The sequence below is a fragment of the Ruegeria alba genome, assembly GCF_022321465.1.
Taxonomy (GTDB): domain Bacteria; phylum Pseudomonadota; class Alphaproteobacteria; order Rhodobacterales; family Rhodobacteraceae; genus Ruegeria_B; species Ruegeria_B alba.
The window spans coordinates 1-12,572 of record NZ_JAKOEM010000005.1 but is presented as its reverse complement, the minus strand read 5'-3'; the positions used below and the strand labels follow the sequence as shown (position 1 = coordinate 12,572).

The 12,572-nt window shown below is 60.0% G+C and carries 8 protein-coding genes; 7 read left to right on the top strand and 1 reads right to left on the bottom strand.

The features are described 5' to 3' along the window. The first annotated feature begins 200 nt into the window (after window positions 1-200). The 6 genes from MB818_RS07910 (at window position 201) to MB818_RS07885 (ending at window position 8,427) form a co-directional block, all read left to right on the top strand. Window positions 201-1,163: a GlxA family transcriptional regulator gene (locus MB818_RS07910; RefSeq protein WP_238904705.1), complete on the top strand. Its 963-nt coding sequence runs from the start codon at window positions 201-203 to the stop codon at window positions 1,161-1,163. A gap of 79 nt (window positions 1,164-1,242) precedes the next feature. Beyond that, window positions 1,243-2,001: a beta-keto acid cleavage family enzyme gene (locus tag MB818_RS07905; protein WP_238904703.1), complete on the top strand. Its 759-nt coding sequence runs from the start codon at window positions 1,243-1,245 to the stop codon at window positions 1,999-2,001. After that, window positions 1,998-3,320 (top strand): aspartate aminotransferase family protein, encoded by a 1,323-nt coding sequence (locus MB818_RS07900; RefSeq protein WP_234177264.1) that lies wholly within the window; start codon window positions 1,998-2,000, stop codon window positions 3,318-3,320. The genes MB818_RS07905 and MB818_RS07900 overlap by 4 nt, the downstream gene beginning before the upstream one ends. A 185-nt stretch (window positions 3,321-3,505) precedes the next feature. Next, on the top strand, window positions 3,506-4,888 hold the full coding sequence (locus tag MB818_RS07895; protein WP_369426327.1) for a TolC family protein: 1,383 nt from the start codon (window positions 3,506-3,508) through the stop codon (window positions 4,886-4,888). Window positions 4,889-4,974: 86 nt separating this feature from the next. Continuing rightward, window positions 4,975-7,104 carry an ATP-binding cassette domain-containing protein gene (locus MB818_RS07890; RefSeq protein WP_238904701.1) on the top strand — a complete coding sequence of 710 codons (2,130 nt, stop codon included), beginning with the start codon at window positions 4,975-4,977 and terminating at the stop codon, window positions 7,102-7,104. Beyond that, the gene (locus MB818_RS07885) at window positions 7,105-8,427 is read left to right on the top strand and encodes an HlyD family type I secretion periplasmic adaptor subunit (RefSeq protein ID WP_234137875.1); all 1,323 of its coding nucleotides are present in this window, start codon (window positions 7,105-7,107) and stop codon (window positions 8,425-8,427) included. It begins immediately after the preceding gene. Between the two features lies 1 nt (window position 8,428). Here MB818_RS07885 and MB818_RS07880 read toward each other — a convergent pair whose 3' ends face one another. Continuing rightward, window positions 8,429-10,648, bottom strand: a complete 2,220-nt coding sequence (locus tag MB818_RS07880; RefSeq protein ID WP_234137876.1) for a CHASE2 domain-containing protein — start codon at window positions 10,646-10,648, stop codon at window positions 8,429-8,431. 231 nt (window positions 10,649-10,879) lie between these two features. On the opposite strand from MB818_RS07880, the gene MB818_RS07875 reads away from it, so the two are divergent. After that, the coding region (locus tag MB818_RS07875) for a tandem-95 repeat protein (protein WP_238904699.1) at window positions 10,880-12,572 on the top strand (1,693 nt) is incomplete at its 3' end.

Here is a 12,572-nt window from a genome sequence, read left to right as displayed (position 1 = left end):
AAACCTCTTTCGTCTGGTACGGTGCGCTCTCGATAATCGGAACGGCCAGGGCCGAGTCGGAATGATATACCCTCGACAATGCAGGCTCTGTCCATTTTTCTCAAGCAATCCCTCAACTTCCGTTAAGTGTCACGGTGTAGCGCTTGCCCCGGTGGTACGCATTTCTATGCTGACAGGGAAACGGGGGAACGGCGGTGCGCATGGGTCAGTACACGGCGGGGAGGCATTTCGTCTTTGTCCTCGACGAGGGGTTCACGATGCAGGCGTTCTCGTCGGCGGTCGAGGTGTTGCGCCTGCTCGACAGGGTACGGCCCGGCACCGGCTATCGCTATAATGCCGTCAGCCTGTCGGGCCGGCCGGTGGCGGCGTCGAACGGGTTTCGTCTGATCCCCGACCTTGCTGCCGAGGCGGTGCCGCCCCGGTCGGTCATCGTGGTGGTGGCGGGCGTGCGGGCCGGGCACAGCGCAGAACCGGCGCTGGCCGCGCGGCTGCGCGGCTGGGCGCGGCGGGGGCATCCGGTCTGGGGCATCTCCTCGGGCGTGGTGCGGTTGGCACAGGCGGGGCTGCTCGACGGGCGCCGGGTGGCCGCGCATTGGGAGGACGTCGCCTATCTGCGCGACAGCCACCCCCGGATTCAGGTCACCGCCTCGCTGTTCGTAAGCGATGGTGACGTGATGACCTGTGCGGGTGGCGGGGCGGCGAGCGACATGATGCTGAGCGTTCTGCGCCGCGACCTGGGTGGCGAGATTGCCGACGAGATCGCCGCCCGGTTGGTGATCGACGCGGTGCGCGGTGGCGGCACCCGTCAGCGTCGGGCATTGGACATGCGGTTCGAGACCCGCAACCGGGTCGCCTTTGCCGCGCTGCGCCTGATGCGTGCCAACCTGCTGCCGCCCCTGCCGATCGCCGCCATCGCCCGCGCGCAGGGCGTGTCCGCGCGACAGCTGGAGCGCGTCTTTGCCCGCGAATTCGGCAAGACTCCCAGCGCGCTCTACCTGGAATTACGGTTTCAGGATGCCCGCACCGAGGTGCGCGACAGTCGCCGCAGCCTGACCGAGATCGCGCTGGATCACGGCTATAGCCCGGCGGGGTTTGCGCGCAGCTACCGGCGGCTGTTTGGCCTGTTGCCCTCCGAGGACCGGCAGAACGCCATGTCGGATTAGGTCACTTGATGTGTCGGATCAGGTCATCTTGAGACAGGCAAACCGCTCTATCCTGACACACAAAGCCAAAGGAGTTCCGATGACCGCCCCCCTGATCATGGTTGCACCCAATGGCGCCCGGCGCGGCAAGGCCGATCATGCCCGTCTGCCGATCACGCTGGACGAGATGCTGACCGAGGCGCGCGCCTGCCGCGCCGCTGGTGCCGATGCGCTGCACCTGCATGTGCGCGACGCAGACGGGGCTCATTCGCTGGATGCGGGCCGGTACCGCGAGGCACTGGACGAACTGGCGCGCGTGCTGCCCGATATGCAGGTGCAGATCACAACCGAGGCTGCGGGTATCTACAGCCCGACCGAGCAATATGCCTGCCTTGATGCGCTGCGTCCGGCCTGGGCCAGCGTCTCGCTGCGCGAGATCGCCCGCGACGCCGATCTGGCGCCGCGCCTCTATGCGATGGCCGCCGATCACGGCATCCGCTTGCAGCATATCGCCTATGATCGCGCCGATCTGGACCTGTTGGCGCAAGGGCGCGCGGCAGGGATCATCCGCCCCGAGCAGGACGAGGTGATCTGTGTGCTGGGTGCCTATACGCCGCCGCGTGCAGGCCGGCCCGAGGAACTGGCCGCGCTTGCCCCGGCGCTGGATGGGCTGCGGCTGGGCCTGTGTGCCTTTGGTCCGCAGGAACAGGCCTGCCTGCTGGCCGGAGCGCGCGTGGGCGCCGAGATCCTGCGCGTCGGATTCGAGAACAACCTGCTGTCGCCCGATGGCACCCCCTGGCCCGACAACGCCGCCGCGGTGGCATCGCTCCGGCATCATCTGGAAAGGAAAGCGGCATGAGCCACGTCTTCCCCCGTCACTGTCACGCGCAACTCCCCACCGCCGTTGGTGGCGATGGTTGTTACCTCATAGACAGCACCGGCAAGCGCTATTTCGACGCCTCGGGCGGCGCGGCCGTGTCCTGCCTCGGCCATTCCAACGACCGCGTGAAACAGGCGATCAAGGATCAGGTGGACCGGCTGGCCTTTGCCCATACCGGTTTCTTCACCTCGGACCCGGCCGAGGATCTGGCCGATCTCTTGATCGCAAACGCCCCCGAGGGGATCGAGAGGGTCTATTTCGTCTCGGGCGGGTCCGAGGCAGTCGAGGCCGCGATCAAGCTGGCGCGGCAGTATTATCTGGAAGTGGGCCAGCCCGAACGGCGCCACCTGATCGCCCGGCGGCAGAGCTATCACGGCAACACGCTGGGGGCGCTGGCGGCGGGCGGCAATGCCTGGCGGCGGGCGCAATTCGACCCGCTGTTGATCGGGGTCAGCCATATCGCGCCCTGCTATGAATATGCCGAACGTGCCGAGGGAGAGAGCCTCGCCGACTATGGCCGCCGCGCGGCGGACGAGCTGGAGGCCGAGATCCTGCGGCTTGGCCCGGAAACGGTGATGGCGTTTATCGCCGAGCCGGTGGTGGGCGCAACGCTGGGCGCGGTTCCGGCGGTCGAGGGCTATTTCGCCCGCATCCGCGAGATCTGCGACACCTACGGCGTGCTCCTGATCCTGGACGAGGTGATGTGTGGTATGGGGCGCACCGGTCACCTCTTTGCCTGCACGGGCGAGGGGGTGCGGCCCGACATCGTCACCATCGCCAAGGGGCTTGGGGCGGGCTATCAGCCGGTGGGCGCGATGCTGTGCTCAGGTGCAATTTACGAGGCCATTGCGAACGGTTCGGGCTTCTTCCAGCACGGGCATACCTATATCGGCCACCCGGTCGCCACCGCCGCCGGGCTTGCGGTTGTGCGGGAGATGCTGGAACACGACCTGCCCGCGCGGGTGCAGTCGCTGGGCGGGGTGATGGAAGCGGCGTTGCGCGCGCGGTTCGACCAGCATCCGCATGTGGGGGATATTCGTGGACGGGGCCTGTTCTGGGGTGTCGAGTTGGTAGCCGATCGTGACGGCAAGAACCCGTTCGACCCGGCCAAGGGGGTGGCCGGGAAGCTTAAGAAAGCCGCTTTTGCCCATGGCCTTATCTGTTACCCGATGCCCGGCACACGCGACGGGCGCCATGGCGACCACGTTTTGCTGGCGCCCCCCTTTATCATGGAGGAATCGGATGCCGATTTGATCGCCGAACGTCTGTCCCTGGCGTTCAACGGTGTATTGCGATAGCACTTCAGCCTTACCAGCGCACGGTGCGGCAATGCCAAGCAAACTCGCGTTACTGAGATGCGGTTTTGGTCGTCTGGTCCACCGATTGTCTTCTGATTTAGGTCCGGTCGGTAAATAGCTTCTAAAAATTCGAATATTTTGCTACGGTGAGAGTTCAATCTTCAATGTCCGTAGGGGAGCGTTGAATGTTTAGAGTTAGGTTAGTTTCGTCTATTTTTTTGATTTCGCTCTTTCTGACCGCGCCACCAGTCATGAGCCAGGATTTAAGGACCTCTGTAAGAACGGCACTCAGTTCGAACCCAAGTGTACGAGCGAAAGACGCTGCAGTGCGGTCGGCTGCATACGAACTTTTGGAGATGCGGGGGGCCTACGAGCCGACGGTGACCGCTTTCGGCTCGCTGGTTCCGGAGTATGTGGATGATCCGGGAGGATTGTCCTTGGCGGACAACGCAAGATCGAAAAACTCGCGCGAGGTTGGTTTCGTGGTAGAGCTTCCGGTCTTCGATGGCTATCGACGCGCCAATACCGTCTACGTGCGGGCGGCACGGCTTGATCGCACGATGTTCGAGTATCTTGACGCTTCGGAAACCATGGCGTTGACCGTTGTGCAAGCGCATATTGACGTTGCCAGAAACAGAGCCTTGCTAGCAACGGCGCAAGATCAATTGGCGCGGCACCTGGAAATATCTGACAAGGTGTCGAACCAGGTGTCGGGTGGGCGCCTTCCGCTGAGCGATCAGTTGCAGTCCGAGGCACGCGTCGAAGCCGTGCGCATAACAATCGGCGAAATCTCTCGCGAGCTTCAGAACGCCGAATGGCGTTTCCAGGAACTGGTGGGAAGCTTGCCGAAGTCGAACCTGGCGGTGCCACCTGTCCCGGCTATCCCGCAAAGCCTGGATGTGTTGGTGCGGACCAGCATAGCCAATAATTTCAGGGTGAAGGGCGCTCAGGCGCATGTAGATGCAAGGAAATTCGAACGGGGGGTGTCCGAGTCGGAGTACTTGCCACAAGTAAGTTTGAATGCGGGGTCTTCCTACGGGGCCGATCTCGATGGGGCGAGTGGTGAGGAAACCCGTGCCTTTATAGGCTTCAATCTGACGTGGCAGCTGTATAGCGGCGGTCGGAACGAAAGGCGCAGAGCCTTGGTGGAAAGACAGAACGAAGCCCTCTACGACCGGATGGCCATCGCCCGGCAAGTCCAGCAAATGGCGGAAACCGCTTGGACTTCCTTTCACTCCAACCAGCGTATCTCGGGCTTGGCGTCCAAACAGGTTTCGCTGAACCGTGATCTGGTGGCGCAGTATCTTGTGGAATTCGAACTCGCCACGCGCAGTCTGCTGGATGTCCTGATCGCCGAAACCGAGTTGTTCCATGCCCGTGTACAACAAGTCAATTCCAACGCGGCGGTCGTCATGAGCGCATATCGAATGCTAGGCGCCCAAAGCCAGCTGGCGCGGTATTTCGGCATCGATAGCACCGGCGAGGTTCTTGCCTTGCAGGTGGGGGCAACTCAAAGTCAAAAGCCTTTCAACGTAATCGACAAGGCCTTACCCGTCGTGAATAGATGAACAAGTCAACCCCAGCGACGGAGACAAAGATAGCTGTAACGCAAGCGCCGGGGATATCGCTCGGCGGTGGCGAAGAGGCACGGAAGATGTCGCCGCCGCTGCGATTGGTCGAGTGGTTTGCCGACTACTATGCGCGATCTTTCACCCCGATCGCCGTTATGTCGAGATTGCCAGCGGGCGCAAACCTGGGAGAGGTCGACGACCTTGAACTCGCCCTGCGTGCCATTGGGTTCCGAACCCGGGTGCATCGCGCTAAATTGAAGCGGTTGGACCCGATCGTTCTGCCCTGCATTTCGGTCGGGCCACGCGGCGACATGCTGGCAATCATCGAGATTGATGCGAAACGAAGAACGGTGACGGTTTTCGACCCGGCAACCGGTGAAACCGAGGTGCGGCCGCTTTCGATCGTGCAAAAGCGGATCAGGCCTGATCTGCTTCTGGTGACACCTCTGGAGGATGTGCAATCTGCGTCCTTTGCGGCCGAGACCAATAGCGAGACCCTAACTGGAAGGCATTGGTTCTGGGGGCCGGTCTTTTCGAACTGGCAAGGGTGGGGCCAGGTCATGCTGGCCACCTTGCTTATCAATATCATGGCGCTGGCACTGCCTTTGTTTGTTATGAATGTCTACGATAGGGTGATCCCGACCAACTCTACCGTCACGCTTTGGACGCTGGCCATCGGTGTCGGCATTGCCATATCGCTCGATCTGCTGCTGCGCCTGTTGCGAGCCGGAACACTGGAAGGCATTGGCCGACGCGTCGATCTCAAGGTTGCGTCCGCGTTGTTCCGGCAGGTTTTGAACCTCCGGCACCTGGATCGTCAGGCGGAATACGCGACACTGGCAGGGCGTATCAGAGAATACGAAACAGTTCGGGAGTTCTTTGCATCGGCCTCTTTTGTCGCGCTCGTCGACTTCCTTTTTGTCGGCGTCTTCGTTGCCGTTCTTTTCGCAATTGTCGGGCCGCTCGCCTATGTGCCGCTGGCCGCCATTCTGTTGACCCTGGTCATAGCGAGCGTGTCTCAGCTGCCGATGGCAAAAACGGCACAGACCGCGATACAGGTGGCCGCGCGCCGGTTAAGCGTTCTTTCCGAAACACTCGCCGCGGTGACCACGGTCAAATCGCTGAATGCGGAAAACGTGCTTCAGCGCGAGTGGGAAAACGCGGTCGCGTCCTCGTCGCGCCTGAACGGCCGGGCGCGAATCTGGGCGGGATTTGCCCAAAGCGCGACACTTGCGATCCAGCAACTCAACAGTGTCTTTATCGTTGTGCTCGGCGTTTATCTCATCGTCGCTGGCGAAATCACCGTTGGTGGCTTGATCGCTGCCAATATTCTTGCCAGCCGGGCGCTTGCGCCCCTTGCTGTTATCGCGCAGACGATCTTTCGCGCCCAGTACGCGCGCAAGTCTCTAAGTATGCTCAACGATATCATGGCACGGCCTACCGAACGTCACGATACCGTGCAGTCCAATCTGAGGGTCAGAAAGGGTGCGGTCAGTTTTCGCGAGGTCACGTTCACCTATCCCGGCGCGCGCAGGCCGGCTATTGACGCGGTCGAACTGGACATTCCCGAAGGCGCGCGCATTGCGCTACTCGGTCGGGTCGGGTCTGGCAAATCTACACTTGGCATGCTGCTGTCGGGGCTGATTTCACCCGAAAAGGGTACCATTCTGGTCGACAATCACGGGCTATCGCAATTCGACCCGGCCGAGCTGCGCGACGGCATAGGTTACTTGCCGCAATCCGTCGAAGCCTTCACCGGGAGCTTGCGTGAGAATCTGTTGATCGGTAGGCCGAACAGCTCGCAATCGGAAATTGAACGGGCGCTTTATCTCTCGGGTCTGGACGAGTTCGTATCAAGCGTGCCCGAGGGGCTGAACTATTCGGTGGGCCAGCGCGGTGCAAGGCTGTCGGGCGGTCAAGCGCAGGCGTTGTCACTGGCCCGCATGCTGCTGCGCAGCCCGAGGCTTCTCTTTCTCGATGAACCCACCAATGCGATGGACCAGGGGATGGAGGCGCGTGTGTGCCAACGTCTGGATACCGAACTTGGGCCGGGCACTGGTTTGATCTTGTGCACACACCGCCAACCGCTGGCCAATATCGCCTCGCGTTACGTCGTTCTCGATGCTGGCAAGAAGGTGCTGGACGGAACGCGCGAGGATGTCTCGGCGCAATTGTCTAGGGCGACCACGCTCAAGCAAACGGGGCAAGGATAGATGTTCGAGCAGAATGTCGAAGGCATGTTCGCAAACAATCCTCGGGGGTCCGGTAAGGCCGCTTCGGGCCGTACATCCGCGCGGCTTCTGCTGTTGGTCGCCGCGGCCGTCCTCGGCTTTTTCGTTTGGGCCAGCAAGAGTGAGATCGAAGAGTTCACCAAGGGGCAAGGCCAGGTGATACCCTCCAGAAAGGTACAGGTCGTACAAAGCCTTGAGGGCGGCATCGTGCGCGCGATCTATGTTCGAGAGGGGGACACCGTCGCCGAAGGGGACGTGATCATGCTGATCGACGATACCCGCTTCGCCTCCGAGCTTGGCGAGCTAAAACAGCGGCGGGGGGCTCTTCTGGCTGAACGCCTTCGCTTGGTCGGCGAATCCATGCGCCATGACGACATCAGTTTTCCGGCCGAGTTGAGAGAGGCGAACCCCCTTGCGACGCGCGCCGAAGGGGAGTTGTTCCGAACCCGGCGAGCGCAATTGAACCGGGAGTTGCAGATTCTCGATGACAGGCTGCGCCAACGCAAAAGCGAACTGGCCGAGCTTGAGGCGGAGCAAGTCAAACGCCGCAAGATGATTGTCCCGCTCGGTGAAGAAGTGGAACTGACCGAACAGATGACCAGAACGGGAGCAGTGCCAAAGATCGAGTTCTTGCGGCTGATGTCTAAGATGGCCGCACTGGAAGGGGACCTGGCTGTCGGGGAAGCGTCGAAACTCCGGCTGGAAGCGGTCATCGCGCAAGCCGAAACCGAGATCGAAGTGGCCCAATCCGGCTATGAACTGACGGCGCGTCAGAGGCTGGCAGAGCTGCAGGTCGAGCTCGCGGTTGTCGAAGAAGGCTTGCGCGCTGCCCGCGACCGTGTGGCCAGAACGAACATCCGTGCACCGGTGCATGGAACGGTAAATGCCGTTCCGATCACAACGCTTGGTGCAGTGGTCGGGCCGGGACAGGCGCTGGCGGAAATTGTGCCGGTCGATGATGGCCTGGTGATCGAAGCAAACCTGCGTCCTGCGGATGTCGCCTTTGTCCGGCCGGGCGCACGGGTTTCGGTCAAGATCACGGCATATGACTATCTGATCTACGGCGATATTCCGGGATATGTCGAAAGGATCGGCGCAGACACGATTGCCGCAGATGACGGGACCGAGTTTTTCCGCGTTGTCGTACAGACAGAACAGAGTCATCTGGGTGACGCAGAAAGGCCGCTTCCCATTTCTCCGGGGATGGTGGCGAGCATCGATATCCTGACCGGACGCAAGACGGTGCTGGATTACCTGCTAAAGCCCTTGAGACGCGCACAATACGAGGCCATGCGCGAACGCTAGGTTACTTCTCTTGCGCATCGTAGACCCCTGTCCAATTCTCGTCGGGCGGCGTTTCCTGAAGCTGGCTCAGACGGTTTCGGAACAGGGCGCAATAGCCCCACATCTCGAGTTGCAATGCCGAAACCAGCTTCTCGACATCGCCGACCCTTCTTAGGACCAGGCCCCATTCACCGGCTCGATAGGCGGTAAGCATCGCTTCGACGGCCTTTTTTAGCGCGCGGAACTGAAGGTTTTCGGCAAGCGCCCTGTCTCCGAACAGACCATAGATCCGTTCGGGTTCGGTCTTGCCTTTGACCCGGACAAGATCCAGTTCGATCACCGCGAAGCTGTCTTCGATGGCCTTGGCTGTTGCTTCGCCGACCAGAATGCGCACCCCGTATGACTTGGTTTGACCCTCCAGTCTGGAGGCAACGTTCACGGTGTCGCCAACAGCAGTGTAGTCGAAGCGGGTATCGCTGCCCATGTTGCCGACGAAACAGGTTCCTGTATTAACAGCAATTCCGATATCGATCGGTTGGACCTCCTCTCCAGACGAACGGTCTTTCTTGCGTTGCTGGTTCAGCTCGTGAACGGCTGCCACCATCTTGAGCGCGGCGTGGCAGGCATCGGAGGCATGATCGGGGTGGTCGAGGGGGGCGTTCCAGAACGCCATGACGGCATCGCCCATGAATTTGTCAATGGTACCGCCATATTGCAGGATCGGTTCAGACATGGCCGTCAACATTCGGTTCATCAGTCGCGTCAGCCCCTGCGGGTCTTCGCGAAAGGTTTCTGCTAGGGTGGTGAAACCACGAATGTCGCTGAAAAGCACGGACAAGTCCCGTCGCTCGCCGCCGAGTGTCAGTCCTTCCGGGCTATCCGCCAACTTTGCGACGAGATCGGGGGACACATATTGTCCGAACGCGTTTCTGATCCTCCGCTTGCGCCGTTCCTCACGCAGGTAGTTCGTGCTCGACGTCAGCATCAAAGACAGGATCGTCGAGAACATCGGATAGGTCGGATCGACCAAGGTACTGGTCCAGGCAAACGAAAGATAGGAATAGCTCGCGTAGGCAGAGACCAGCAACAGTGAACTGACGATCAGCCAGCTCGCCTGCATCATCGGTGCCAGCGCGATGACCAGAAGCGAGAGACAAGCCACCCAGAACAATTCCTGCACATCGGCGGTGTTGCTACGCTTTAGCAGCTCATTGCCGAGGATATTCTCCAGCAACTGTACATGCAGCTCGACACCGGCCATCGGAACGCCAAGGGCCGTTGCGCGAAAATCCTCGAGCCCGATGGCCGAGGTGCCAACTAGAACCAGTCGACCTTGCAGACGCTCGGGTGGCAGGTCGCCCCGTATCAGATCGACGGCGGAAACGAACCGATCGGGATCGGATTTCGAAAGCCGTGTCCAGACTGTTCCATCCCCCTGGGTCCTGATCATCTGGCCGGCCACAACGACCCCTTCGATTCCGGCCTCGTTGGCCCTGGTCGCAAACGCATTTCCGCCCGTCGCGACCCGCAGCAACTCTACCGACAAGCTCAGTCTCAAGGCGCCTTCGACCATCATCACGATAGGGACACGCCGATAAACCCCATCCGAGTCGGGAAGCACGGTGAACACCCCGTGTCCCAATGCAGCGTCTTCAAGAACGGACAGGTTTTCGATGAGATTGGGAAACTTCAGCAGGAAAGGCGTCGGATCATGCCCGATAAAGGCGTGAGGGATTTGCCGAATATCCTTGGTTTGGTCGGTCCGCTGCGTTCCGATACGGACGCTGGTCTGACCCACGACAACTCTCGACCGTGCAAAGGCATCTGCCAGAATGCGGTCGTTTGAGGGTTGCTCCAGCATCACAGCACGCAAGTCTTCCGGCAGTTGCGGGTTGTCTGCTGCCACGACTGCAGGCGACAGCCGGTCGGGTTCCGAAAAGACGATGTCAAAAGCGAGTGCCACCGCACCGGCTTGCATGGCGCGCTCCGTCAAGGTCGCAAGCAATGTCCTGGGCCACGGCCACTGACCGAGTTCGGCCAGGCTCCGGTCGTCGATATCCAAGATCACAACCGGAAAATTCCCGGTCTCGCGGGGCACAAGGCGCTGATACAGATCGAAGGTCTGTAACCTTGTCCTTTCTACGATTGTAGGATCGATGGCCCGCAGCACCAGAAGGCCGGCAAGCAAAGCCAGGCCGAGAAGTCGACCAAGATTGACCGTGCTTGTGAGCGTCTTAAACACCGTACCGCTTTCCCGTCCGCACCTGTGGCGAGTATGGGCCCAATCTACAATCTATCTTACCGGGAATGGAGAGGCTCGGGTGTGAACAATAGCTTGTAGTTTGGAGTAAATGTTACCCTATATCGGCCAAAATGTAGACATAATATAGCATCTTCATTGATGTTTTTAGGCAGAATCGACCGCCTGTGTTAAGGTTAACCGTTGGTTAATGTTTGTACTGGGGGGCGAAGGATGGCTCGGGTAGCGTTTTCGGAACCAGTCGGTACGCTTGAGACCGCGGTCGATATCACGTCTCTCGATAGTAGTCCTCTTGTGTTCCCCGATGGTTTCGGGCTTTTTGGAGCGGAGTTCGAAAAGTCGCAGCAAGATCTGCTCGTCCGGGATGCACAAGGGACTGTTGTGCGCGTCCTGGAATATTTCGAAAGCCTGAGCCCTGCCGACCTTGTTTCGGCAGAGGGTGGTGTACTTGACGGCGATACCGTCAGATTGCTGGCGGGTGCCGCGGTCGATGCGCAATTCGCCCAGCTCGGGCCCGCCCCGGTGCCGGTTCCGATCGGGCAAGTCGAAGTGGTATCGGGCAGTGCCCGGGTACAGAGGCTCGACGGAACGATAGACAATCTGTCGGTAGGAACCAAGATATACCAACGCGATGTCCTGTTGACCGACGCGGATGGCAGACTGTCAGTTACCTTCGCCGATGGTACCGTGTTTTCGATGTCGGAAGCGTCGCGCATGGTCATCGATGAGCTTGTCTATCAGCCGGAGGGAACCAATAACGCGGGGTCATTCAACCTCATCAACGGTGGCTTCGTTTTCATTGCTGGACAACTGGCGAAAACCGGCGACATGGATGTCAGCACTCCTGCAGCCACGATGGGCATCCGTGGGACCAATGTTTATGCCGAGGTCGATCGCGCAGAGGCCGTCACCCAAGTAACTGTCGCGCTCAACTACGACCCGGACGGCAGCCTGGGTTCGATCGTGCTTTCAGATCTTGACGGAAATCTGATCACGACAATCACCACGACCGACACAAAATGGGTGATTCCTGTTTCTGGCCAGGTTGTCGAACTGCCGCGTTCGGACGGAGAAGAATTGGACGAGTCACTGTTGGTGGGGGATGCACTTGTCGCCTATCAACTGGCTCAAGAGCGTATCCTCGCAGGCCAGAATTACGTCGAGATCAAATCCGTTAGCTCACCTCTCATCCAGCAAAATGCACCGGATGATGGCACACTTCCACCCTCGCAGGGATTTGAACCTGAACCCGAGGAACCGGAGAATAACCCCAATGAAACGAGGGGGGATTTCGACGACACGCATCTGAACATTGACAATATTCGCGACCCGTTCGGGGAGATCGAACCAGTTGATGTTGTGGTTTCCGGACCCGAAGATTCTGGCGGCTCCTCGCCCATTTCAGGCAAGATTGAGCTGGCGGATGCCTCGGACGATTCAATTGTCTTCTCGTTAGACAAGGGGCCACAGAACGGTACCGCGACGGTTAATCCGGACGGGACATTCGTTTACACGCCCGAGGCCGATTTCTTCGGGCAAGACTTTTTTACATATGAGATCGTCGACACGACCGGAACTTCTGCCACTGGCACCGTGACTGTAGAAGTCGAAGCCGTAAATGACGACCCGATTGCCGCTCCGGATACTTTCGTGGTCGGCGAAGACGGTAGCGTCGCGGGTTCAGTTCTAGAGAACGACTCTGACATCGAGGGCGACGCGCTGGCGGTTGTGCTCACGACTGCCCCAACACACGGCACTCTGACGATGCTGCCGGATGGTCGATTCACTTACGCGCCGGATGCGAATTTCACTGGCACAGACAGTTTCGTCTACACGGTGAGCGACGGCAATGGCGGTGCCGACACGGCAACGGTGACGGTGACGGTGACGGGTGTGAACGACGCGC